General features: G+C 72.0%; 23 protein-coding genes. 10 read left to right on the top strand and 13 right to left on the bottom strand.

The window, feature by feature from the left end; all coding sequences use genetic code 11:
- Window positions 1-58: 58 nt before the first annotated feature.
- Window positions 59-808, top strand: coding sequence for a Mut7-C RNAse domain-containing protein (locus ABD981_RS22915; protein WP_046909981.1), 750 nt, complete (start codon window positions 59-61; stop codon window positions 806-808).
- 190 nt (window positions 809-998) lie between these two features.
- Here ABD981_RS22915 and ABD981_RS22910 read toward each other — a convergent pair whose 3' ends face one another.
- Complete coding sequence (locus tag ABD981_RS22910) at window positions 999-1,502, bottom strand: MarR family winged helix-turn-helix transcriptional regulator (protein WP_046909982.1); 504 nt, start codon at window positions 1,500-1,502, stop codon at window positions 999-1,001.
- Window positions 1,503-1,528: 26 nt separating this feature from the next.
- Window positions 1,529-2,089: a TetR/AcrR family transcriptional regulator gene (locus ABD981_RS22905; protein ID WP_046909983.1), complete on the bottom strand. Its 561-nt coding sequence runs from the start codon at window positions 2,087-2,089 to the stop codon at window positions 1,529-1,531.
- Window positions 2,090-2,228: 139 nt separating this feature from the next.
- On the opposite strand from ABD981_RS22905, the gene ABD981_RS22900 reads away from it, so the two are divergent.
- Window positions 2,229-3,854: an FAD-dependent oxidoreductase gene (locus ABD981_RS22900; protein WP_123954859.1), complete on the top strand. Its 1,626-nt coding sequence runs from the start codon at window positions 2,229-2,231 to the stop codon at window positions 3,852-3,854.
- 12 nt (window positions 3,855-3,866) lie between these two features.
- Here ABD981_RS22900 and ABD981_RS22895 read toward each other — a convergent pair whose 3' ends face one another.
- Window positions 3,867-4,346, bottom strand: a complete 480-nt coding sequence (locus tag ABD981_RS22895; protein ID WP_046909984.1) for a hypothetical protein — start codon at window positions 4,344-4,346, stop codon at window positions 3,867-3,869.
- A gap of 74 nt (window positions 4,347-4,420) precedes the next feature.
- Between ABD981_RS22895 and ABD981_RS22890 the strand changes: the two genes are divergently transcribed.
- The 3 genes from ABD981_RS22890 (at window position 4,421) to ABD981_RS22880 (ending at window position 6,593) form a co-directional block, all read left to right on the top strand.
- Window positions 4,421-4,756 (top strand): YnfA family protein, encoded by a 336-nt coding sequence (locus tag ABD981_RS22890; protein WP_046909985.1) that lies wholly within the window; start codon window positions 4,421-4,423, stop codon window positions 4,754-4,756.
- Window positions 4,757-4,821: 65 nt separating this feature from the next.
- Window positions 4,822-5,586, top strand: coding sequence for an SDR family NAD(P)-dependent oxidoreductase (locus ABD981_RS22885; RefSeq protein WP_046909986.1), 765 nt, complete (start codon window positions 4,822-4,824; stop codon window positions 5,584-5,586).
- Between the two features lie 146 nt (window positions 5,587-5,732).
- Window positions 5,733-6,593: an LAGLIDADG family homing endonuclease gene (locus ABD981_RS22880; protein ID WP_046909987.1), complete on the top strand. Its 861-nt coding sequence runs from the start codon at window positions 5,733-5,735 to the stop codon at window positions 6,591-6,593.
- A gap of 53 nt (window positions 6,594-6,646) precedes the next feature.
- Here the strand turns inward: ABD981_RS22880 and ABD981_RS22875 are convergent, their stop codons facing one another.
- A complete protein-coding gene (locus ABD981_RS22875; protein ID WP_046909988.1) occupies window positions 6,647-7,840 on the bottom strand; it encodes an RtcB family protein in 1,194 nt (397 codons plus the stop codon).
- A gap of 175 nt (window positions 7,841-8,015) precedes the next feature.
- Here ABD981_RS22875 and ABD981_RS22870 point away from each other — a divergent pair, with 175 nt between their 5' ends.
- The 3 genes from ABD981_RS22870 (at window position 8,016) to ABD981_RS22860 (ending at window position 11,119) form a co-directional block, all read left to right on the top strand.
- The gene (locus ABD981_RS22870; RefSeq protein ID WP_046909989.1) at window positions 8,016-8,897 is read left to right on the top strand and encodes a hypothetical protein; all 882 of its coding nucleotides are present in this window, start codon (window positions 8,016-8,018) and stop codon (window positions 8,895-8,897) included.
- 117 nt (window positions 8,898-9,014) lie between these two features.
- On the top strand, window positions 9,015-9,746 hold the full coding sequence (locus tag ABD981_RS22865; protein ID WP_046909990.1) for a DUF3558 domain-containing protein: 732 nt from the start codon (window positions 9,015-9,017) through the stop codon (window positions 9,744-9,746).
- Window positions 9,747-9,862: 116 nt separating this feature from the next.
- Window positions 9,863-11,119, top strand: a complete 1,257-nt coding sequence (locus tag ABD981_RS22860; protein ID WP_046910017.1) for a DUF2637 domain-containing protein — start codon at window positions 9,863-9,865, stop codon at window positions 11,117-11,119.
- A 19-nt stretch (window positions 11,120-11,138) separates the two neighbouring features.
- Here the strand turns inward: ABD981_RS22860 and ABD981_RS22855 are convergent, their stop codons facing one another.
- Window positions 11,139-11,345, bottom strand: coding sequence for a hypothetical protein (locus tag ABD981_RS22855; protein ID WP_046909991.1), 207 nt, complete (start codon window positions 11,343-11,345; stop codon window positions 11,139-11,141).
- A gap of 212 nt (window positions 11,346-11,557) precedes the next feature.
- Window positions 11,558-13,279 carry a lysine--tRNA ligase gene (lysS, locus tag ABD981_RS22850; protein ID WP_046909992.1) on the bottom strand — a complete coding sequence of 574 codons (1,722 nt, stop codon included), beginning with the start codon at window positions 13,277-13,279 and terminating at the stop codon, window positions 11,558-11,560.
- 234 nt (window positions 13,280-13,513) lie between these two features.
- Between lysS and argS the strand changes: the two genes are divergently transcribed.
- Window positions 13,514-15,283: an arginine--tRNA ligase gene (argS, locus tag ABD981_RS22845; protein WP_046909993.1), complete on the top strand. Its 1,770-nt coding sequence runs from the start codon at window positions 13,514-13,516 to the stop codon at window positions 15,281-15,283.
- A gap of 67 nt (window positions 15,284-15,350) precedes the next feature.
- On the opposite strand, the gene ABD981_RS22840 is transcribed toward argS, so the two are convergent.
- A complete protein-coding gene (locus ABD981_RS22840) occupies window positions 15,351-16,595 on the bottom strand; it encodes a helix-turn-helix domain-containing protein (RefSeq protein WP_240495362.1) in 1,245 nt (414 codons plus the stop codon).
- Window positions 16,596-16,864: 269 nt separating this feature from the next.
- Between ABD981_RS22840 and ABD981_RS22835 the strand changes: the two genes are divergently transcribed.
- The gene (locus ABD981_RS22835) at window positions 16,865-17,566 is read left to right on the top strand and encodes a DUF4232 domain-containing protein (RefSeq protein WP_046909994.1); all 702 of its coding nucleotides are present in this window, start codon (window positions 16,865-16,867) and stop codon (window positions 17,564-17,566) included.
- 41 nt (window positions 17,567-17,607) lie between these two features.
- On the opposite strand, the gene ABD981_RS22830 is transcribed toward ABD981_RS22835, so the two are convergent.
- The 6 genes from ABD981_RS22830 to ABD981_RS22805 form a co-directional block, all read right to left on the bottom strand.
- Window positions 17,608-17,880, bottom strand: coding sequence for a DUF1876 domain-containing protein (locus ABD981_RS22830; protein ID WP_046910019.1), 273 nt, complete (start codon window positions 17,878-17,880; stop codon window positions 17,608-17,610).
- A 37-nt stretch (window positions 17,881-17,917) separates the two neighbouring features.
- On the bottom strand, window positions 17,918-18,925 hold the full coding sequence (hemB, locus tag ABD981_RS22825) for a porphobilinogen synthase (protein WP_123954856.1): 1,008 nt from the start codon (window positions 18,923-18,925) through the stop codon (window positions 17,918-17,920).
- Window positions 18,926-19,056: 131 nt separating this feature from the next.
- On the bottom strand, window positions 19,057-20,727 hold the full coding sequence (locus ABD981_RS22820; RefSeq protein WP_046909996.1) for a bifunctional uroporphyrinogen-III C-methyltransferase/uroporphyrinogen-III synthase: 1,671 nt from the start codon (window positions 20,725-20,727) through the stop codon (window positions 19,057-19,059).
- The gene (gene hemC, locus ABD981_RS22815) at window positions 20,724-21,710 is read right to left on the bottom strand and encodes a hydroxymethylbilane synthase (RefSeq protein WP_046909997.1); all 987 of its coding nucleotides are present in this window, start codon (window positions 21,708-21,710) and stop codon (window positions 20,724-20,726) included. Before hemC ends, ABD981_RS22820 begins: the two co-directional genes overlap by 4 nt.
- Window positions 21,707-23,071 (bottom strand): glutamyl-tRNA reductase, encoded by a 1,365-nt coding sequence (locus ABD981_RS22810; protein ID WP_046909998.1) that lies wholly within the window; start codon window positions 23,069-23,071, stop codon window positions 21,707-21,709. The genes hemC and ABD981_RS22810 overlap by 4 nt, the downstream gene beginning before the upstream one ends.
- Window positions 23,068-23,853, bottom strand: coding sequence for a redox-sensing transcriptional repressor Rex (locus ABD981_RS22805; protein ID WP_046909999.1), 786 nt, complete (start codon window positions 23,851-23,853; stop codon window positions 23,068-23,070). The genes ABD981_RS22810 and ABD981_RS22805 overlap by 4 nt, the downstream gene beginning before the upstream one ends.
- Between the last annotated feature and the right edge of the window lie 121 nt (window positions 23,854-23,974).

Here is a 23,974-nt window from a genome sequence, read left to right as displayed (position 1 = left end):
ACCCGGGCGCGACGGGAATTCCCTGGCCAGGCGGTGCACCCGGTGCCATCCTGTCCCCGTGAACGGACCGGAGATCCAGATCAGTTTCGCCCCCGCCCTGCGGCTCTTCGTCGCGGCGGACCGCCGCGCGGGGCGCACCGCCGTGGCGACCGACGGCTCCTCCTCGCTCGGCCATGTCGTCGAGTCGCTGGGCGTGCCGCTGACCGAGGCCGGGCGGCTGCTCGTGGACGGGCGCGCGGTCGAGCCCTCGCACGTCCCCGCGGCCGGCGAGACCGTCGAGGTCGAGGGCGTCGCACGCCCCCAGTCGGTCCCCGGCGCCCCGCTCCGGTTCCTGCTCGACGTCCACCTCGGCACGCTCGCCCGGCGGCTGCGCCTGCTCGGCGTCGACGCGGCGTACGAGAGCCAGGACATCGGTGACCCCGCGCTGGCCGCCCGCTCGGCGGAGGAGCGGCGCGTGATGCTCTCCCGCGACCGCGGCCTGCTGCGCCGCCGGGAGCTGTGGGCCGGCGCGTACGTCTACAGCGACCAGCCCGACGACCAGCTCCGCGACGTCCTCGGCCGTTTCGCGCCGCGGCTCGCGCCCTGGACCCGCTGCACCGCCTGCAACGGGCCGCTGACGGAGGCCGACAAGGACACGGTCCGCGAGCGTCTGGAGCAGGGCACGGAGAACACGTACGACGTCTTCGCGCAGTGCACGGAGTGCGAGCGGGTCTACTGGCGGGGCGCCCACCACGCCCGCCTGGAGACCATCGTCTCGGACGCGCTGCGCGAGTTCGGCGGGACGGCGGCCCGCGAGACGGTGCTGTAGGACGGTCGCTCCCGTCAGGCCCTCCGGCCCGGGCGGGCGGGGCGGGCCGGGTGGCCCGGGTGGCCCGGACCGCCCGGTCAGACGCGCGGTCAGACGCGCGGTCAGACGCGCGGTCAGAAGGCCGGCAAGGCTGCCCGGTCGGACGGCCGGTCGGACGGGCCGGCCAGTCGGCCCGGTCAGGCGGCGCCGGTCAGACGCCCCCGTCCGGCTCCTCGAAGGCCCCCGACCGCAGCCGCTCGATCTGTACGGCGCTCAGCTCGACCGTCCTGCGCATGTAGCCGGTGAGCAGCGCGAGCTCGGACTCGTCGTAGTCCTCGAAGAGGGTGCCCCAGGTCCCGTTGAGCCGCCGCCACAACGCGCCCAGCCCGGCCATCCGCTCGGGCACCGGCGCGACCATGACCCGCCGCCGGTCCTCGGCGTCCCGCTCCCGCCGCACGTATCCGGCGCGCTCCAGGCGGTCGACGAGCCGAGTGGCGGAGCCGGTGGTCAGCCCGGTGAGCTCGGCGATCCGCCCGATGGTGACCGGGTCGCGCTCCAGGCCGAGCAGATTGAGGCACTGCACGTCCGTCGGGTGCAGCCCCAGGTGGTCGGCGACGGCCTGGTTGAACAGGGCGTAGGCGGCCATCGAGCGCCGGGCCTCGCCCTGGAGCTCCGTCATCAGCTCGTCGCGCCGTGCGCTGTTCTCCTGCGGCATGCAGAGAGTGTACGGACCAGGGAACTTCAGGGACGCTCGGCCGTGAGGTAGCGCTGGACGGTCGGCCCGAGCCAGGCGGCGACCTCCTCGCGGGTCATCTCGACGGCGGGCGGCAGGCGGAGCACGTAGCGGGCGAGCGCCATGCCGAGGATCTGGGAGGCGACCAGCGCGGCCCGGCGCGGCGCCTCGGCGGGGTCGGGGCAGACACCGCGGGTGATCGGCCCGAGCTGCTCGGCGAAGATCTCCTGCATCCGCTCGGTCCCGGCGGCGTTGGTGACCCCGACCCGCAGCAGCCCGGTGAGCACGTCGTCGCGCTCCCAGCGGTCCAGGAAGTGCGTGACGAGCGCGGCGCCGACGTGCCGGGCGGGCAGGGAGCCGAGCTCGGGGAGCTCCAGCTCGAAGTCGGAGGCGGCGGCGAAAAGCCCCTCCTTGTTGCCGAAGTAGCGCATGACCATCGACGGGTCGATCCCGGCGTCGCGGGCGATGGCCCGGATGGTCGCGCGCTCGTACCCCTCGCCGGCGAAGTGCTCGCGGGCGGCTTCGAGGATCGCGGCGCGGGTGGCGTCGGAACGGCGCGGGGTCGTCATGCCAACAACTGTAGGCCAACGGGCGTTGACACACCATCCCGAGCGGGTCCAGAATTGCCAACAAGCGTTGACCAACGGGCGTTGGCCAACGGCCGTTGATGTGCGAGCGAACAGGCCCCCGGAGGCGGCGATGAGCACGATGAGCACAGAGGACGCGAAGAACACGACAAGCACGACAAGCACGACAGGCACGACAGGCACGACAGGCACGACGAACACGGCGGCCACGGGGACGACCCCGGGCGCGGGTACGACCACGGGCACGGGCACGGCCCCGGGGGCGACCCCGGGCGCGGACCTCACCACGACCCCGGACACGGACGCGGACACCCCGACTCCGGACACGACCCCGACTCCGGACACGGACGCGGCCCCGGGCGCGGCCCCGGACGCGGACGCGGACGTCCTCGTGATCGGCGCGGGCCCCACCGGCCTCCTCCTCGCCGGCGACCTCGCCGCCGCCGGCCTGCGGGTCACGCTCGTCGAGCGCAGGCCCCCCGGGATCAGCAACCTCACCCGCGCCTTCAGCGTCCACGCCCGCACGCTGGAGCAGCTCGACGCCCGCGGCCTCGCGGACGACCTGGTCGCCACCGGCACCCCGGTCACCGACCTCCGCCTCTTCGGCCGCCTCGCGCTCGACCTGTCCCGGCTGCCCACCCGCTACCCGTACCTCCTCCTCACCCCGCAGTACGAGGTCGAGCGCCTGCTCGAACGCCGGGCGAGCTCCGCCGGCGTGGACTTCCGGTACGGGACCGAGCTGCGCGCCCTGCGCCAGGACGCCGGCTCCGTGACCGCCGAACTGGCCGACGGCACCGCCCTCCGCGCCCGTCACCTGGTCGGCGCGGACGGCTCGCGCAGCGCCGTGCGCACGGCGCTCGGACTGCCCTTCCCCGGCGCGTCCGTGATCCGCTCCATGGTCCTCGCGGACGTCCGCCTCGCCGAGGAGCCGGGCAAGCTCCTCACCGTCACGGCGTCCGAGGACGCCTTCGCCTTCATCGCCCCCTTCGGCGACGGCTGGTACCGGGTCATGGGCTGGGACCGCACCCGACAGGCGGACGACGACGAACCGGTCGGCCTCGACGAGGTGCGGGAGATCACCCGGCGCGCCCTCGGCAGCGACCTCGGCATGCACGACGCCCGCTGGATCTCCCGCTTCCACAGCGACGAGCGCCAGGCCCCGGCGTACCGCTCCGGCCGCGTCTTCCTCGCCGGGGACGCCGCCCACGTGCACTCACCGGCCGGCGGCCAGGGCATGAACACCGGCCTCCAGGACGCCGCCAACCTCTCCTGGAAGCTCGCCGCCGTCCTGCGCGGCGAGGCCCGGGACCCCGAGGCCCTGCTCGACAGCTACCAGGCCGAACGGCACCCGGTCGGCGCCACGGTCCTGCGCAGCAGCGGCGCCCTGGTCCGCCTCGCGATGGCCCGCACCCCGCTCCGGCGCGCCGCCCGCGCCCTCGCCACCCGGCTACTCGGCACCCTCCGCCCGGTCGCCGCCCGCGCCATGGGCCAGATCAGCGGCATCGGCATCGGGTACGCCTCCGGGGCGCGACGGGTCCCCGACGAGCCGCTGCGCGAGGGCAGGCTGTACGAGGCCCTCCGCGAGGGCGAGTTCGTCCTGATCGGCCCCGCCGGAGCGCCCGCACCGCTCCCGGCCACCGCTCCGGTCACGCCCGGGCGCCTCATACGGGCCGCCTGGGCGGACCCGGCCCGCCGCGACACCCTCCTGGTCCGCCCCGACGGCTACACGACGCCGCTCCAGGGCTAGCCCGGCCCGGAATCAGAAGACGTACGGATCACCGGTCGCCAGCACCAGCACCCGGTGGCGGTCGTTGCGCGCGTTCCCGTCGACGGCGCCGCCGTCCCGCCAGGCCGTGCGGATGTCCACGGTCAGCTCGTCCGGCCGGCCCGCCGTCCGCAGATCCAGGGCCAGCTCGGCGACGGCCCCGGCCGCCCGCAGCGCGCCGGTCCGGCAGGACACCACCCGGTCGCTGCTCCACAGACAGGCCGGCGGCAGCTCCTGGCCGCCGGCCATGGGCGCCGAGAAGGCGAGCCGGACGGTCGCCTGGGAGACGTCCGAGGGCCCGTGGTTCTCACTGACCAGCCACACCCCGAGCCGCCCGTCCCACAGGGAGACATGACCGTGGTGGGCCAGATCCGCCTCCGCCCCGGGCCCGGCCGCACGGGCACCGCCCCCCGCACCGACGACGAGGGCAGCGGCGAGGGCCGCGCCGAGCAGAGCCTTGCGCATCACACTCATGCGCAAAAGATACCGACATATACCCATACATTCTGACTACCCATCAGCCGCGTGTCCCGTGAAAGCCTCACCTCATGCTGATCGCCCGCTCCGCCGCCCTGTTCGTCCTCGCCGCCCTCTTCGAGATCGGCGGCGCCTGGCTCGTCTGGCAGGGCGTGCGCGAACACCGCGGCTGGGTCTGGATCGGCGCCGGAGTCCTCGCCCTCGGCGTCTACGGCTTCGTCGCCACCCTCCAGCCCGACGCCGAGTTCGGCCGCATCCTCGCCGCCTACGGCGGCGTGTTCGTCGCCGGCTCCCTCGCCTGGGGCATGGTCGCCGACGGCTACCGCCCGGACCGCTGGGACGTCCTCGGCGCACTCGTCTGCCTCGCCGGCATGGCCGTGATCATGTACGCCCCGCGCGGACGCTGACCACCCCCCGCCTATCCTGGCCGGGCGATCGACCCGCAATCGACCACACGCGCGAGGAGCACGTCATGACTGCCGCCGGTACCCCCATCGCCGTCGTCACCGGAGCGAGCAGCGGCATCGGCGCCGCCACCGCCCGACAGCTCGCCGCCGCCGGCTACCGCGTGGTCCTCACCGCCCGCCGCAAGGACCGCATCGAGGCCCTCGCCGCCGAGATCAACGAGGCCGGCCACCAGGCCACCGCCTACGCCCTCGACGTCACCGACCGCGCCGCCGTCGACGAGTTCGCCACCGCCTTCCGCAGCCTCGCCGTCCTGGTCAACAACGCCGGCGGAGCACTCGGCGCCGACCCCGTCGCCACCGGCGACCCGGAGGACTGGCGCCGCATGTACGAGGTCAACGTCATCGGCACCCTGAACATCACCCAGGCCCTCCTCCCCGCCCTCACCGCGAGCGGCGACGGCACCGTCGTCGTCCTCTCCTCCACCGCCGGACACTCCACCTACGAGGGCGGCGCCGGCTACGTCGCCGCCAAGAACGGCGCCCGCGTCCTCGCCGAGACCCTCCGCCTGGAGATCGTCGGCACCCCGGTCCGCGTCATCGAGATCGCCCCCGGCATGGTCAAGACCGAGGAGTTCGCCACCACCCGCTTCCGCGGCGACACCGACAAGGCCGCCAAGGTCTACGCCGGCGTGGCCGAACCCCTGACCGCGGACGACGTCGCCGACACCATCACCTGGGCCTGCACCCGCCCCCCGCACGTCAACATCGACCTCCTCGTCGTCCGCCCCCGCGCCCAGGCCTCCAACACGAAGGTCCACCGCGAACTCTGACGACACCCACACGAGTGAACTACCGCGAATCCCCCATACCGTACGAAACCCGAACCTAGGCTCGACACAACTCCATACAGAACGGCCCTCGGTCAGGACGGCAATCCGGACCGAGGGCCTCACCATCAGGAAGGCGAAAACTTCCCATGGCTGAACACGACCCTAGCGCCCCGACCCTCTTCGAACCCGACACGCCCACGACGTCCTTCATGGACCTGGAGAACCCCGAGTACGCCTACATGTTCGGCTTCCTCCAGGCCGACGGGCACCTCTCCCAGGGCAGGGGGCGAAAGGGCGCCCTGACCGTCGAGATCAACGCGCGGGACATCCACATCCTCCACGAGTTCCAGCGCTTGACCCCGCACTACAGCTCCATCACCGAGCGGGTCCGTTCCACCAACTTCGCCGAGCGGCACCACTCCGCCACGTGGTCCCTGTGCGCGCTCGAGGCCAGGACGACCGTCAATGCGCTCGGGATTCCTTACGGCAAGAAGTCGCAGACCATCCGGCCGCCCCGCGTCGAGTTCTCCCGGCCGGACTACATCCGCGGGCTCATCGACGCCGACGGGTCCCTCGGCTGGACCGCGCAGGGCTTCCCGTTCCTCTCGTTCACGTCGGCGAGCACCGCAGCAGCCGCATACTTCTGCCACTACGCGAAGAAGGTCACGGGCGTGGAGCGGATCGCGCGGCGCAACACGCGCGACCAGGTCTACGTCATCACGTACTTCAAGGAACAGGCTCAACAGCTCGCCAAGCACCTCTACTCTCCCGGCTGCCTCGCCCTGGAGCACAAGAAAGCCAACGCCGCAGCGATCCAGGCCTGGGTACGCCCCGCACACATGAGGATCGCACCGCCCCGTCGGCGCTGGACCGAGAAGGACGACCGCGAGCTGCTCCGGCTCGACGATCCCGCCGCAGCAGCCACCGCCCTCGACCGCACCGAACAGAGCTGCGCCATGCGCCTGTGGCGGCTCCGCACGGGCCGGACACCGGCACCCGCCGAGTAGCCCGGCCCGACGACGGGGTGCCGCTCATGGGGCACCCCGTCGCCTTTGTGTCCTCAGCCCTTCACGTTCACGACCTGCTTCAGCTTCGCGACCACCTCGACCAGGTCCCGCTGCTGCTCCATGACCTGTTCGATCGGCTTGTAGGCACCGGGGATCTCGTCCAGGACGCCGGCGTCCTTCCGGCACTCCACGCCCCGCGTCTGCTCCTCCAGGTCGCGGACCGTGAAGTGCCGCTTCGCCGCACTCCGGCTCATCAGCCGGCCCGCGCCGTGTGACGCCGAGTTGAACGCGGCCTCGTTGCCGAGTCCCTTCACGATGTACGAGCTGGTGCCCATGGAGCCGGGAATGATCCCGAGATCCCCGGAACCCGCGCGGATCGCCCCCTTGCGGGTGACCAGCAGGTCCATCCCCTCGTAGCGTTCCTCCGCCACGTAGTTGTGGTGACAGGAGATGACCCCCTCGAAGGTGACCTTGGCCTTGCGGAACTCCCTCCGCATGACCTCCTGCAGGAGCGCCATCATCACCTCACGGTTGTACTTGGCGTACTCCTGCGCCCAGTAAAGGTCGTTCCGGTAGGCAGCCATCTGTGGAGTGTCCGACAGGAACACCGCCAGGTCGCGGTCCACCAGGCCCTGGTTGTGCGGCAGCTTCTGCGCGATGCCGATGTGGTAGTCGGCCAGCTCCTTGCCCACATTCCGGGAGCCGGAGTGCAGCATCAGCCAAACCGCACCAGATTCATCCAAACAAACCTCAATCAGGTGATTTCCCGCGCCCAGCGTCCCCAGCTGCTTCTCGGCCCGCTCCCGGCGGAACTTCACCGGATCCGCGACCGTGTCGAAGCCCGCCCACAGCTTGTCGAAGCCGGCCGTCGGGAACTGGTAGAGCCGGCCCGGGTCCACCATCTCGCGGTGCAGGCCCCGGCCCACCGGGATCGCCTGCTCGATCTTCGACCGCAGCCGTGACAGGTCACCCGGCAGGTCGTTCGCCGTCAGGGACGTCTTCACGGCGGACATGCCGCAGCCGATGTCCACGCCGACCGCCGCCGGGCACACCGCGCCCTGCATCGCGATCACCGAGCCGACCGTCGCGCCCTTGCCGTAGTGCACGTCCGGCATGACGGCCAGGCCCTTGATCCACGGCAGGGTCGCCGTGTTCTGGAGCTGCCGCATGGCGCCGTCGTCGACCGACGCCGGGTCGGTCCACAGGCGGATCGGGACCTTCGCGCCCGCTACCTCTACGTACGACATAATGCCTCGATTCCCCCATAAAGTCTGATAGCGCAAAAACCGGAGCACAAGCCCGTACAGGTGACTACGGACCGGCATCAACAGCGGCGCGTGCGATAGACATTGTGTTCATCGCCCCATGCGGAGCGACAAACGGTTTTCGGGGGATGCCTCCGGGAGAAGGGAGCCTGGGATCGTGCAGCGAAAGGCGTACGCACTCGGCCGGACCAGGCCCGCGGTGCTCACCGCGACCGCCCTCGCCCTCGGTCTCGGTCTCGGCCTGAGCGGCTGTTCCTCCGGCACGACGACGGACATCGGCGCCGTCGACGCCAAGGCCGGCCCCGCCGCCTCCGCCGTGCCCCCCGGGCGCTACCGCACGCTCTTCGAGCCCTGCGGCGCCGTCCCGCAGGCCACCTTGAAGGACCTGCTCCCGGGCGCCGCCGCGCTGCCCGACCCCGAGCGCGACCGGGCCTACCGCGGCACCGCGGCCGTCACCTTCGACACCGACCGCCGGGTCGGCTGCAGCTGGAAGGCCGACTCCCCGGACGCGGCGCACCGGCTGACCCTGGACATCGAGCGGGTCGTCTCGTACGACCCGGCCGTCAGCGACGACGACCGGGCGCAGGAGGTGTACGCCGGGAAGCAGACGGCGGCGGGCATCCCGCTCACCCCGGCGACGCCGACCGCCCCCGCGACGCCACCCGCCACGGCGACGACGCCCCCTCCGGCACCCGGTGCGCACACCGCCGCGACGGCGCTCCCGACGACCGCGAAGCCTCCGGCGGGGGCTGCGGGGTCGACCGGTCCGACCACTCCGGAGGCGACGCCGACCACCGGTCTGGAGCCGCGCTCGCTCGACGGTCTGGGTGATGTCGCGTATCTCGACGACGCCCTGACGACGACCGGTCCCGCGGGTGTGAAGCGGCTCGTGAGCGTGGTGTTCCGCACATCGAACGTGATCGTGACGGTCCAGTACGAGGAGCAGTCGGCCGTCTCGACGGTGGCTCCGAGCAGCGTCGAGCTGCAGGAAAAGGCCCGGAATCTGGCCCGGCTGCTCGCCGAGCGGCTGGAGGAGTAGCGGTCCGGACCCGCTCCGTGAGCGGGTCCGGACCACGTAACGTGTCGGGGTACCCCGGCCGCCGGCCGCCCGGTCCGCGTGTGGCGCGGGCCTGTACGACAAGCGACTGAAGGAACCATGCAGCGATCCGCCTCGCGTCTTTCCCGCATACTCGCCTGCGCCGCCGTCCCGGTGATGCTCGTCGCCGCCGGCTGCTCGTCCGGCTCGGACTCCGGCGACAAGGGGTCCGGTTCGTCGGACGGGGCGTCGAAGTCGGCGTCCGCGGCGCCGAAGCCCACGCCGACGAAGACGGTGGAGGCGGCGAGGTTCGCGAAGCTGCCGGACGTGTGCAAGTCGGTGTCGGCGAAGACGACGGCGAGCCTGGTGCCGAAGGCGAAGGCGAAGAACGGCACGACGGCCGAGTCCAGCGATGCCGGCAGCCGGGGCGGCTGCTCGTGGAACGGGCTCGAGGACAAGGGCGTGAAGGGCTCGCAGTACCGCTGGCTCGACGTGTCCTTCTACCGTTACGAGTCGGACGCGACGCTCGGCAGCGGCCAGGAGCGGGCGGCGGACAACTTCGCCAAGGAGCTGGCGAAGGTCCAGGGCACGCAGGGTGCGAAGAACCTGAAGACGATGACCGCGGGCGGCGTCGGCGACGAGGCGAACACGGTGACGTACCAGCTGCGGAAGACCGACGAGGACTTCACGTACGCGTCCGTGGTGGCGCGTACGGGCAATGTGGTGGTGCTGCTGTCGTACAACGGCGCGGGGTACGCGGGTGCGGACGCGCCGTCGGCCAAGTCGATCACCGATGGTGCCCTGAAGGCGGCCAAGGAGGCCGTCGCGGCGGTCGCGGTGGCCAACAAGTAGTGGTTTGAGCTGTTTTGTGACGGGCCCGCCCCTCCCCCGGGGGTCGGGCCCGTCGTGCGTGTGCCACGCTGTGCCCGCGAGTTGTCGTTTGACGGGAGGGATCGCGGGTGGCCGCGATGCAGCTGACACGGACGCACCGGATACTCATCGGCTTGGTCGTCGCCGGTGCGCTGATCATCGCCGGGATCGGTTTCGCCGGCTCGTACGCCGCCGTGCGCGAGCTCGCCATCGACAAGGGCTTCGGCACCTTCTCGTACTTCTTCCCCATCGGCATCGACGCCGGCATCTGTGTGCTGCTGGCGCTGGATCTGCTGCTGACGTGGATGCGCATACCGTTCCCGCTGCTGCGGCAGACGGCGTGGCTGCTGACGGCGGCGACGATCGCGTTCAACGGTGCTGCGGCGTGGCCGGATCCGCTGGGTGTGGGCATGCACGCGGTGATCCCGGTGCTGTTCGTGGTGGCGGTGGAGGCGGCGCGGCACGCGGTGGGCCGGATCGCGGACATCACGGCCGACAAGCACATGGAGGGCGTGCGGCTGACGCGGTGGCTGTTGTCGCCGGTGCCGACGTTCCGGTTGTGGCGGCGGATGAAGCTGTGGGAACTGCGGTCGTACGAGCAGGTGATCAAGCTGGAGCAGGACCGGCTGATCTACCAGGCGCGGTTGCAGGCGCGGTTCGGGCGGGCGTGGCGGCGGAAGGCTCCGGTGGAGGCGTTGATGCCGCTGCGTCTGGCGAAGTACGGCGTGCCGTTGGCGGAGACGGCGGCGGCTGGTCTGGCGGCTGCGGGGGTGGAGCCGATGCTGCTGCCGCCGGCGCCGCAGCAGGCGCAGCAGTTCCAGCAGATGCAGCAGGTGCAGCAGGTGCCGCAGCAGCCCGAGTTGGGGCAGGCGGCTCCGTCGGCGGCGCAGCCGGCCCTGGTGCCGCAGCAGGCCCAGGCGGCCGCGCAGGTGGCGGAGGGCGCCGCTGAGGCGGCTGCGGCTTCGCAGGAGAGCCAGTGGTTCGCGGCTCAGGTGTCGCCGGAGACGTATCAGGGTTCGTACAACCCCCAGATCGTGGAGGGGCTCGAGCCGACTCCGGTGCCGATCCCGCAGGGTCCGGAGGATGTTCCTCCGCCGGGTCCGGAGGAGTTCGAGGAGTACTCGGAGTTCGTGGACGAGGAGCCTTCGGGGGACGAGTTCGCGGAGTCGGCGTACAAGGCGATGTGGGACTACCTGGAGGAGAACCAGGAGTTCCCGACCTCGGAGCAGCTCGACATACGGCTGAGCGACATGTACGGGATCACGCATCCGCGGAGTGCGTCGATCCTGCGTGAGCTGACGCCGCAGCTGCGGCACCGGATCGAGCAGGAGTGGGCGGAGACCCACACGCCGTAGGCGGTGGTCGGTGCGTGACTCAGGCCTTGGCCTTCTTCTTGGCCGTCTCGCCGTACGCGGCGATCACGGCGCCGACGGCGAAGAGGACGAGGTAGCCGGCGGTGGGAATGTCCCACCATTTCTGCAGCAGGCCCCAGGGGCCGTCCCCGAAGAGGCGGCCTCCGGCGCCGAGTCCGCCCTGGACGAGGGTGATCCAGCCGATGACGGTGAGGGCTTCGTTCTTCATGCCTCCACGGTCTCCCGGCCGGACCGGGGTTTCCTCGTGCGCACGGCGGAACCGGCCCTCCGTCGAAGGATGGAGAAGGCACCGGGAGGGCCCGCCGGGAGGGCCGCCGGAGGAAGCCTCCTGAAGGGGCGCCGGACTCACACGGAAGGCCGCCGCCCGCGGGTGCGGGTGGCGGCCTTCGTGGTTGCCGTACGGGCCGTGGGGGCCGTGGGTCAGGCGGCGAGCAGCTTGCGCACGCGGTCCGCGCCGACGGCGAGGAGCAGGGTGGGCAGGCGCGGGCCGGTCTCGCGGCTGACGAGCAGCTTGTAGAGCAGCGCGAAGAAGGAGCGCTGGGCCAGCTTGAGCTCGGGGGTCGGCTTGGCTTCGGGGGTGAGGCCGGCCATGACCTTGGGGACGCCGTAGACCAGGGTGGTCAGGCCGTCGAGGGACCAGTGGGTGTCCAGGCCCTCCAGGAGGAGCCGGAGCGATTCGCGGCCCTCGTCGTCCAGGGTGCCGAGGAGCTCGGTGTCGGGCTCCTCGCGGACGATGGTGCGCTGGTCGGCCGGGACCTGGGTGGTGATCCAGTTCTCGGCGCGGTCGAGGCGCGGGCGGACCTCGTCGAGCGTGAGGACCGGGTTCTCCGGGTCGAGCTCGGTGAGGATGCGGAGGGTCTGCTCGTCGTGTCCGGCGGTGATGTCCATGACGGAGGCGAGCGTGCGGTACGGGAGCGGGCGCGGGGTGCGCGGGAGCTCTCCGGCGGCGGTGCGGGCGGCGCGCGCGTGGGCGGCGGCGTCGGCGGGCAGCACGGAGCCGTCGGCGACCTTGGCCTCCAGCTTGTCCCACTCGTCGTAGAGCCGCTGGATCTCCGCGTCGAACGCGATCTTGAAGGACTGGTTGGGCTTGCGGCGGGCGTAGAGCCAGCGCAGGAGCTGCGGCTCCATGATCTCCAGGGCGTCGGAGGGCGTGGGGACGCCGCCGCGCGAGGAGGACATCTTGGCCATGCCGCTGATGCCGACGAAGGCGTACATGGGGCCGATGGGCTGGACGCCGTCGAAGATGCCGACGATCTGGCCGCCGACCTGGAAGGAGGAGCCGGGCGAGGAGTGGTCGACGCCGGAGGGCTCGAAGATGACGCCCTCGTAGGCCCAGCGCATGGGCCAGTCGACCTTCCAGACCAGCTTGCCGCGGTTGAACTCGCTGAGCTTGACGGTCTCGGCGAAGCCGCAGGAGGTGCAGGTGTAGGCGAGCTCGGTGGTGTCGTCGTCGTACGAGGTGACGGTGGTGAGGTCCTTCTCGCAGCGGCCGCAGTACGGCTTGTACGGGAAGTAGCCGGCGCCGGAGCCGGAGCCGTCGTCCTCGGCGGCGGCGCCGGAGCCTTCGGCGGCTTCCAGCTCGGCCTCGTCGAGGGGCTTCTGGGACTGCTTCTTCGGGGCCTTCTTCGTCCGGTACTGGTCGAGGATGGCGTCGATGTCGCCGCGGTGCTTCATCGCGTGCAGGATCTGCTCGCGGTAGACGCCCGCGGTGTACTGCTCGGTCTGGCTGATGGGGTCGTACTCGACGCCCAGCTCGGCCAGGGCCTCGACCATGGCGGCCTTGAAGTGCTCCGCCCAGTTGGCGTGGGGGGAGCCGGCCGGGGCGGGCACCGAGGTCAGGGGCTTGCCGATGTGCTCGGCCCAGGACTCGTCGATGCCGGCGACGCCGTTGGGCACCTTGCGGTAGCGGTCGTAGTCGTCCCAGGAGATGAGGTGCCTGACCTCGTGGCCGCGGCGGCGGACCTCGTCGGCGACCAGGTGCGGGGTCATGACCTCGCGCAGGTTGCCGAGGTGGATCGGGCCGGACGGGGAGAGGCCGGAGGCGACGACGACCGGTTTGCCAGGCGCACGTCGCTCCGACTCGGCGATGACCTCGTCCGCGAAACGGGAGACCCAGTCGGTCTCGGTGCTGCTCTGAGCCACGGTCGGTACGTCCTTCTTCCTGGATTCCTTGGATTCCTGATTCCCCTGCAACGCTTCGCAGCCTTGCAGCCTTGCTTCAGCCATTGTCCCAGACGGAACGGCGCGCTCCGAGGTTGTCCACAGGCCGAAGTTTGTCCACAGGCGTGGAAAACACGTTGCTGCCCCATGGGACACTTGACAAGCGAAATAGACCACCGGACGTCTCCCGGACAACCCCTACAGGAACGGAAGCTCATGGCCTCGGTCCCTTCCCTCGCTTCGACCGTGCAGCAGCGCCTCGCGGACGGCCTCTCGGCGGCACTGCCGGACGCCGGGTCCGCCGACCCGCTGCTGCGACGAAGCGACCGGGCCGACTTCCAGGCCAACGGCATCCTGGCGCTGGCCAAGCGGCTCAAGGGCAATCCGCGTGAGCTGGCGACGCAGGTCGTCGCGGCGATCCCGGAGAACGACGTGCTGCGGGAGATCGAGGTCTCGGGCCCCGGCTTCCTGAACATCACGGTGACGGACGAGGCGATCGTCCGGACGCTGGCCGCCCGCGCGGCGGACGCCCGGCTGGGTGTGCCGTTCAACCCGTCGGCGGGCACGACGGTGATCGACTACGCGCAGCCGAACGTGGCGAAGGAGATGCACGTCGGGCACCTGCGGTCGGCGGTGATCGGCGCGGCGATGGTCGAGATCCTGGAGTTCACGGGCGAGACGGTGGTGCGGCGTCACCACATCGGCGACTGGGGCACCCAGTTCGGCATGCTCATCCAGTTCCTGATCGAGCACCCGCACGAGCTGGACCACAAGGCCGACGGCGAGGGCGTGGAGGTCTCCGGCGAGGAGGCCATGTCGAACCTGAACCGGCTGTACAAGGCCTCGCGCGCGCTGTTCGACTCCGACGAGGAGTTCAAGGCGCGGGCGCGGGCCCGGGTCGTGGACCTGCAGGCGGGCGACGAGGAGACGCTGGCGCTGTGGCAGCGGTTCGTCGACGAGTCGAAGATCTACTTCTACTCGGTCTTCGACAAGCTGGACATGGACATCCGCGACCTCGACGTGGTCGGCGAGTCCGGGTACAACGACATGCTGCAGGAGACGTGCCGGCTCCTGGAGGAGTCGGGTGTCGCGGTGCGCTCGGAGGGTGCGCTGTGCGTGTTCTTCGACGACGTGAAGGGCCCGGACGGCAACCCGACCCCGCTGATCGTGCAGAAGTCCGACGGCGGCTTCGGCTACGCGGCGACGGACCTGTCGGCGATCCGTGACCGGGTGGGCAACCTGAAGGCGTCGACGCTGCTGTACGTGGTGGACGCGCGCCAGTCGCTGCACTTCAAGATGGTCTTCGAGACGGCCCGCCGGGCGGGCTGGCTGAACGACGAGGTGAAGGCCGTCCAGCTGGCCTTCGGCACGGTCCTGGGCAAGGACGGCAAGCCGTTCAAGACCCGTGAGGGCGAGACGGTCCGCCTCGTCGACCTGCTGGACGAGGCGATCGACCGCGCGTCGGCCGTGGTCCGCGAGAAGGCGCAGGACCTGTCGGAGGCGGAGATCGCCGAGCGGGGTGCCCAGGTGGGCATCGGCGCGGTGAAGTACGCGGACCTGTCGACGTCGGCGGCGCGGGACTACAAGTTCGACCTGGACCAGATGGTCTCGCTCAACGGCGACACGTCGGTGTACCTGCAGTACGCGTACGCGCGTATCCAGTCGATCCTGCGGAAGGCGGGCGACGCGAAGCCGGCCGCCCACCCGGAGCTGGCGCTGGCGGCGTCGGAGCGTGCGCTGGGTCTGCACCTGGACTCGTTCGGCGAGCTGGTCCAGGAGACCGCCGCGGAGTACGCGCCGCACAAGCTGGCGGCGTACCTCTACCAGCTGGCCTCGCTCTACACGACGTTCTACTCGGAGTGCCCGGTCCTGAAGGCGGACACCCCGGAGCAGGTCGAGAACCGTCTCTTCCTGTGCGACCTGACCGCCCGCACCCTGCACCAGGGCATGGCCTTGCTGGGCATCCGGACGCCCGAGCGCCTCTGACGGCTCGCACGGCCGGGGACCGGGGGCCCCGGCGTGGATCACCCGATCCGCGCCGGGGCCCTCGGCGTCACTGGTTGACGACCCAGGCCCCCTTCTGGGGCCAGTAGCCGAAGACCGGGCGTCCCTCGATGGCGGCGGTGCGGAACAGCTGCCCGCCGTCGTCCACGCGGATCGTGCCGTGCCGCTCGCCGCTGCTCCAGGCGAGTTCCAGGTACCAGGAGGCGGCGTACCCCTCGGTGTGCACGTCCAGGTTGAGGACCTGGGGGTCGCCGGTGGAGACCTTGTACGGGAAGTCCTTCGCCGGCACGACGCGGTCGCCGTCCTGCCCGGCGACGGGCTTCAGGTAGGGGCGCGGGGCGTCGAGGTCGGCGTCGAAGGTCTGCGGGGTGACCCCGCTGCCGCAGCCGTCGCCCATGGAGTACACCGAGCCGTCCAGCGGCTTGCCGCGCTCCGCGACCCGCACGTGGAGCGCGGTGAGGACGACGGGCGCCTGGGTGCGGCCGGTCACGGTGAGCTGGAGCCGCAGGTGCCCGCCGTCGATCCCGCCCAGCGCCCGGGCCCAGCCGCGGAAGTCCTGCGGCGGGGGCGGCGGCGGCACGTGGCCGGGCTGCTGGTCGAGCACGTAGTACTGGCCGCAGGGCTCGTCCCAGTTGTACGAGCTGATGCCGACGCTCAGCGGCGCGGGCGGCCCGGCGTCGGCGGCGTCCGCTCCGGCGGCTCCGACCCGGCCGTCGTCGGTGCGCCCGACGACGTACGCTGCGGGCACGACGAGTCCGACGACCGCGACGGCGGCGAGCAGGACGACGAGCCGCGTCCGCGACCGCCCGCCGGCACCCGGCCCGGCACCTGGCCCGGCACCTGCACCTGCCCCGCCCCCTGGCCCGGCACCTGCCCCGACCGGTGCCTCCGGCCCCGGCGCGGGTCCGGCCCCCGGACCGGCCGCCTCGTGCCCGGGCTCACCCTCGGCCGCCGCGGCCCCGGGCGCCGCCCCGCCCTCCGGCCCCACCGCCTCCGGCTTCCCCCGTCGGCGCGCCTCGTCCGCGAGGATCCAGGCCCGGTGCAGTTCGACGAGTTCCTCGCGGGTCGCGCCGCACAGTCGCCCGAGCCGGTCGACGGGGGCGAACTCGGTCGGTACGGCGTCGCCGTTGCAGTACCGGTGGAGGGTCGAGGTGCTGACGTGCAGCCGCTTCGCGAGCACGCCGTAACTGAGTCCGGACCGTTCCTTCAGCCCCCGCATGAGCTCCGCGAAGCCGTCCGTCCCCTCCATCAGCGTCTCCCCGCGTCCCGGGAACGCGTTCCAGGGGAGGGTCATTTCCCCAGGTCACAGCGGGTGTGAGCGTTCCAGCTTCCCCCATTGTTCCGTGCCGATTGCGGGTGGATCACCTCGACCCGCAGGGTTTGAGCCATGCCGAAGAGCAGCGTCACCGACGCCGTGGCCCTCGCCGTGCTGATCGCCTGCACGGCGGTCCTGATCGCTCTCCTGACCCATCACTGACCACTGACCACTGACCACTGACCACTGACCGCAGACCGCAGACCACTGACCGCACCACCCACCACCGAACTCACGGGGAACCCACCATGCGCACCGTCGCCCGCCGTCTCACCCTGCCCACCACCGCCCTCATGGCGGCGCTCGCCCTCACCGCCTGCCAGTCGGACGGGAGCAAGGCCGCCGCCGACCCGGCCCCCGTCGCCTCGGCCACGAACGCGTCGCCGCACACGAGCGCCCCGGCCGAGCAGCCGTCCACGACGGCCTCGCCGCGGCCCACCGCGTCGAAGCAGGCCGCGAAGCCGGACGCGAAGGCCCCGCGGACCACCGGGAACCCCGCGCCGAAGCCGACCGCCAAGCCCCACGAGCCGTCCTCGGGCACGCCCGTCACCGCCACCTGCACGGCGGCGCACACGAAGATCGTGGCCAGTAGGGTCAGCCGCCCGATCAACCACCTGGTGCTGACCGTCACCAACGTGGGAAGCCGCCCCTGCAACGCCCTGAACGCGCCCTTCGTGGGCTTCGACGACCCCCAGGCGGCGATCAGGGTCCTGGAGGAGAGCAAGCCGCAGGCGGTGGTGACGCTGATGCCGGGCGAGTCGGGCTACGCATCACTGCCCCTGACCGGCGAGCCGGGCCCGGACACCCACGGGCGGACCGTCCGCACGATCAAGGTGAACCTGACCCGGGACAGCGGGACGACGGTGACGGCGCCGGCCGGCACGTTCGCCGACGACGGCGCCGCCGTGTCGTACTGGCAGCGCACCCTGGAAGAAGCGCTCACCTACTGAGGTCGGCCGGGACCCGACGGAGGTCCGGCCGGGACCCGGCCTCAGCGGTTGATCGGCCGGGAGGACCGCCCCGAGACGTCGTCGATCTCGGTGTGGGCCTTCTGGAGCAGCTGCGAGGCCAGGTCCATGAGGGCACGGGCGCCGGCGATCTCCTCTCCGACCCGCAGCTGCTCCGGGTCGGAGGGGTGCCGATTGGCATTGCCGTGGGCGCGGAACTCGGTGCCGTCGCTGAGCCGCACCATCGCCGCGGCCCTCGTCCGGTCGCCCTCCTCCTGGAACTCCATCTCGACGTGCCATCCGACAAGCGTGTTCATCATGAGGACCACCTCCGGCGGGGTACCTGTCGGCTACCTATCCAGAGTGCGCCGCCCCCAGCTTCTGCGCGACCTCCGTCGCCCAGTACGTGAGGATCATCTGGGCGCCGGCCCGGCGGATGCCGGTGAGCGTCTCGAAGATGGCCTTGTCGCGGTCGATCCAGCCCTTCTCGGCGGCGGCCTCGACCATCGCGTACTCGCCGCTGATCTGGTAGGCGGCGACGGGCACGTCCACGGACTCCGCGACCTTGGCGAGGACGTCCAGGTAGGGCCCGGCGGGCTTCACCATGACCATGTCCGCGCCCTCCTCCAGGTCGAGGGCCAGCTCGCGCAGGGACTCGCGCAGGTTGGCGGGGTCCTGCTGGTAGGTCTTGCGGTCGCCCTGGAGGGAGGAGCCGACGGCCTCGCGGAAGGGGCCGTAGAAGGCGGAGGAGTACTTGGCGGTGTACGCCAGGATCGAGACGTCCTCCTTGCCGATGGTGTCGAGGGCGTCGCGGATGACTCCGACCTGGCCGTCCATCATCCCGGAGGGGCCGACGACGTGGACGCCGGCGTCGGCCTGGACCTGGGCCATCTCGGCGTAGCGCTCCAGGGTGGCGTCGTTGTCGACGCGCCCGTCGGCGGCGAGGACGCCGCAGTGGCCGTGGTCGGTGTACTCGTCCAGGCAGAGGTCGGACATGATCACGAGCTCGTCGCCCACCTCGGCCTTCACGTCCCGGATGGCGACCTGGAGGATGCCATCGGGGTCGGTGCCCGCGGTGCCGGCGGCGTCCTTCTTCGCGTCCTCGGGCACGCCGAACAGCATGATCCCGGAGACCCCGGCCGTCACGGCCTCGACGGCGGCCTTCCGCAGCGTGTCCCGGGTGTGCTGGACGACGCCGGGCATCGCGGAGATCGGCACGGGCTCGGTGACGCCCTCCCGCACGAAGGCGGGCAGGATCAGATCGGCCGGATGCAGCCTCGTCTCGGCCACCATGCGGCGCAGGGCGGGAGTCGTCCGCAGTCGGCGCGGGCGCGCCCCGGGAAAGGATCCGTACGAGTTCATGCCCCGAGGCTACGCCCGCCCGCCCCGTGCGTTTACCGACACCGTGTTGCCGCCGGTACGCGGAAAGGGGCCCGGATCCCGGGAAGGATCCGCGCCCCTTTTCACCGCTGCCGGCTCACGTCGGCGTCGGGTCAGGTCGTCCGGCGACGGCGCGCGCCGGGGCGCCGCTCGCTGGGCCGCGTCACCGGGTCCCCGGCCTCCAGGGCCGCCGCCCGGCGGCGCAGGCCGAAGTCGGCGAGGGCCTCGGCGAGCTTGTGGACGGAGGGTTCGGGCGACAGGACGTCGACCCGCAGGCCGTGCTCCTCCGCCGTCTTGGCCGTCGCGGGCCCGATGCAGGCGATGACCGTGACGTTGTGCGGCTTGCCGGCGATGCCGACCAGGTTCCGCACGGTCGACGAGGAGGTGAAGAGCACGGCGTCGAAGCCGCCGCCCTTGATCGCCTCGCGGGTGTCCGCCGGCGGCGGCGAGGCCCGTACGGTCCGGTACGCGGTGACGTCGTCGACCTCCCAGCCGAGCTCGATGAGCCCGGCGACGAGGGTCTCGGTCGCGATGTCGGCGCGCGGCAGGAAGACGCGGTCGATCGGGTCGAAGACCGGGTCGTACGGCGGCCAGTCCTCCAGGAGGCCGGCGGCCGACTGCTCGCCCGAGGGCACCAGGTCCGGCTTGACGCCGAAGTCGACCAGGGCGGCCGCGGTCTGCTCGCCGACGGCGGCGACCTTGATGCCGGCGAAGGCGCGGGCGTCGAGCCCGTACTCCTCGAACTTCTCCCGGACGGCCTTGACGGCGTTGACCGAGGTGAAGGCGATCCACTCGTAGCGGCCGGTGACCAGGCCCTTGACCGCCCGCTCCATCTGCTGTGGGGTGCGCGGCGGCTCGACGGCGATGGTCGGCACCTCGTGCGGCACCGCGCCGTAGGAACGCAGCTGGTCGGAGAGCGACGCGGCCTGCTCCTTGGTCCGCGGCACGAGCACCCGCCAGCCGAAGAGCGGCTTGGACTCGAACCAGGACAGCTGGTCGCGCTGCGCGGCGGCGCTGCGCTCGCCGACCACGGCTATCGCCGGCCGGTGGCCCTCGGGCGAGGGGAGCACCTTGCCCTGCTTGAAGACCTGGGCGATGGTGCCGAGGGTCGCGTTCCAGGTGCGCTGGCGGGTGGTGGTGCCGGCGATGGTGACGGTGAGCGGGGTGTCGGGCTTACGGCCCGCCGACACCAGTTCACCGGCGGCCGCGGCCACCGCGTCGAGGGTGGTGGAGACGACGACGGTGCCGTCGGAGGCTCCGACCTCGGCCCAGCAGCGGTCGTCGGCGGTCCGGGCGTCGACGAAGCGGACGTCGGTGCCCTGGGCGTCGCGCAGCGGGACGCCGGCGTACGCGGGCACGCCGACGGCGGTGGCGACACCGGGCACGACCTCGAAGGCGATGCCCTCGTTGGCGCAGGCGAGCATCTCCTGACCTGCGTTTCCGTCGAGGCCGGGGTCGCCGGTCACCGCACGGACGACCCGCTTGCCGCCCCGTGCGGCCTCCATGACAAGATTGGTCGCATCCCTCAACACGGGGATCCCGACGGTTGTTGACGCGTCGTCAACAACCGTCAGCTCAGGCGTGCTCACGCCCGCGCGCGCATGGCCGCGAACGACTTCGAGCACCTCCGGCTCGGCGATCAGGACGTCCGCGCCGGCCAGGGCTTCGACGGCCCTGAGCGTCAGGAGCCCGGGGTCGCCCGGGCCTGCGCCGAGGAAGGTGACGTGACCGTGGCCGAAGACGGCGGCGGACGCGGGGCTGGTGGTCGGGCTGGTGGGGCTCAAAGTGCTCGCTCCCCCATAAGACCGGCCGCACCCTTGGCGAGCATCTCGTCCGCGAGTTCGCGTCCGAGAGCCACCGCCTCGTCGTGCGAGGTGGGTACGGGACCGGTGGTGGACAGCTGCACCAGCGTGGAACCGTCGGTGGTGCCGACGACGCCGCGCAGGCGCATTTCGGTGACAACCTGCCCGTGACCGGGGTCGTCGGCCAGCAGGTCGGCCAGCGCACCCACGGGTGCGGAGCAGCCGGCCTCCAGGGCGGCGAGCAGGGATCGCTCGGCGGTCACGGCGGCCCGGGTGAACGGGTCGTCGAGCTCGGCGAGCGCGGCGACGAGAGCGGCGTTCGACGCCGGGCACTCGACGGCCAGGGCCCCCTGACCGGGGGCGGGCAGGACCGAGTCGACCGACAGGTGGTCGAGCGACAGGGAGCCGGTGAGCTCCTCGGTCCCGCCGATGCGGTTGAGTCCGGCCGCGGCGAGTACCACCGCGTCCAGTTCTCCGCTGCGTACATAGCCGACGCGGGTGTCGATGTTGCCCCGGATCGGTACGGTCTCGATGGTCAGGCCGTGGCTGCGCGCGTACGCGTTGAGCTGGGCCATGCGGCGCGGGGAGCCGGTGCCGACCCGGGCGCCCGCGGGCAGCCGGTCGAGCGTGACCCCGGGACCGGCGACGAGGACGTCGCGCGGGTCCTCGCGCTCCGGGATCGCGGCCAGCACCAGGTCGGGGTGCTGGGCGGTCGGCAGGTCCTTGAGGGAGTGCACGGCGAAGTCGACCTCGCCGGCGAGCAGCGCGTCGCGCAGGGCGGCGACGAACACACCGGTGCCGCCGATCTGCGCGAGGTGCTCGCGGGAGGTGTCCCCGTAGGTCGTGATCTCCACGAGCTCGACGGGCCGGCCGGTCACCTGCCGGACGGCGTCGGCCACATGTCCGGACTGGGCCATGGCGAGCTTGCTGCGCCTGGTCCCGAGCCTCAGTGCCCTCTCGGTCATACTCGCCCTCGGTTCTTGACGTCGCCGTCGTTCAGGTCGGCCCGGCTGACAGAGGCAACCGTCTCCGGGTCGAGGTCGAAGAGTGTCCGCAGTGCGTCGGCGTACCCGGCGCCGCCGGGCTCGCTGGCGAGCTGCTTGACGCGCACGGTCGGCGCGTGCAGGAGCTTGTCGACCACGCGGCGCACGGTCTGGGTGATCTCGGCGCGCTGCTTCTCGTCGAGGCCGGGCAGCCGTCCTTCGAGGCGGGCGACCTCGCCGGCGACCACGTCGGCGGCCATGGCGCGCAGGGCGACCACGGTCGGCGTGATGTGCGCGGCGCGCTGGGCGGCGCCGAAGGCGGCGACCTCGTCGGACACGATGGTGCGCACCTGGTCGACGTCGCCGGCCATGGGCGCGTCGGCGGAGGCCTCGGCCAGGGACTCGATGTCGACGAGGCGGACGCCCGGCATGCGGTGGGCGGCGGCGTCGATGTCGCGGGGCATGGCGAGGTCGAGCAGGTGGAGGGGCTCGGTGCGGCCGTGGAGCGCGGCCTCGATCTCGTCGCCGGTGAGGACGAGTCCGGTGGCCCCGGTGCAGGAGACGACGATGTCGGCACGTGTCAGTTCGTCGCCGACGGCAACCATTTCGACCGCGCGCGCGGCCACGCCCGTACCCCCGGGCTCGGTGAGGATCTCCACGAGCCGGTCGGCGCGGGCGGCCGTGCGGTTGGCGATGACGATCTCGGCGACGCCGGCCCGCGCGAGGGTGGCGGCGGCCAGCGAGGACATCGAGCCCGCGCCGATGACCAGGGCGCGCTTGCCCCCGGCCCAGGCGGCGGTCCCGTCGGCCTCGGCGACCCCGGCGAGCTGCTGGAGCCCGAAGGTGACGAGCGACTGTCCGGCCCGGTCGATGCCGGTCTCGCTGTGGGCCCGCTTGCCGACCCGCAGCGCCTGCTGGAAGAGGTCGTTCAGGAGGCGGCCCGCGGTGTGCAGGTCCTGGCCGACCGCGAGGGCGTCCTTGATCTGGCCGAGGATCTGGCCCTCGCCGACGACCATGGAGTCCAGGCCGCAGGCCACCGAGAAGAGGTGGTGGACGGCCCGGTCCTCGTAGTGCACGTAGAGATAGGGGGTGAGCTCTTCGAGGCCGACGCCGCTGTGCTGGGCGAGCAGCGTGGACAGCTCGGCGACACCGGCGTGGAACTTGTCCACGTCGGCGTAGAGCTCGATGCGGTTGCAGGTGGCCAGGACGGCGCCCTCGGCGGCCGGTTCGGCGGCGAGGGTGTCGTGCAGCAGCTTGGCGCGCGCGTCGGCGGAGAGGGAGGCCCGCTCCAGGACGCTGACGGGGGCGCTGCGGTGGCTGAGACCGACGACGAGGAGGCTCATGCCGGCATCACGGCGGGCATGTCCCCGTCAGGTCCCTTGCGCTCGCCCTCGTCCGCGCCGCGGCCGGCCGACGGGACGGCGGCGGCGCCGGGGGCCTCCGGGGCCTCGGCGCCCGGCTCCTCGCCGGCCTTGCGCTGCTCGTGGAAGGCGAGGATCTGCAGCTCGATGGAGAGGTCGACCTTGCGCACGTCCACGCCGTCGGGCACGGACAGCACGGTCGGGGCGAAGTTCAGGATGGAGGTGACCCCGGCGGCCACGAGCCGGTCGCAGACCACCTGGGCGACCCCGGCCGGGGTCGCGATGACGCCGATGGAGACGCCGTCCTCACTGACGATCTTCTCCAGGTCGTCGGTGTGCTGGACGGGGATCCCGGCGACCGGCTTGCCGGTCATGGCGGGATCGGCGTCGATCAGCGCGGCGACCCGGAAGCCACGGGAGGCGAAGCCGCCGTAGCCGGCGAGCGCGGCGCCGAGGTTACCGATGCCGACGATGACGACCGGCCAGTCCTGGGTCAGGCCGAGCTCGCGGGAGATCTGGTAGACGAGGTACTCGACGTCGTAGCCGACACCGCGCGTCCCGTACGAGCCGAGGTAGCTGAAGTCCTTGCGCAGCTTCGCGGAGTTGACCCCCGCGGCGGCCGCGAGCTCTTCGGAGGAGACCGTGGGTACGGACCGCTCCGACAGCGCCGTGAGGGCACGCAGATACAGCGGAAGGCGGGCGACGGTGGCCTCGGGAATTCCTCGGCTACGGGTCGCCGGTCGGTGAGTTCGGCCAGTTGCCACGGTGCTCCTGCGGGATGAGCGGGGCTGCAGGCGGCCGTGTGTCCCAGGACCGCCCCGTCGAATGCAGGCTATGTCTTTGTGAACGCGTGCACAAAGATGGTGTCCGTTTTGTCTGGCCAAA

The sequence above is a fragment of the Streptomyces showdoensis genome (genome assembly GCF_039535475.1).
Classification (GTDB): domain Bacteria; phylum Actinomycetota; class Actinomycetes; order Streptomycetales; family Streptomycetaceae; genus Streptomyces; species Streptomyces showdoensis.
This window is presented reverse-complemented; position numbering and strand designations above follow the sequence as displayed.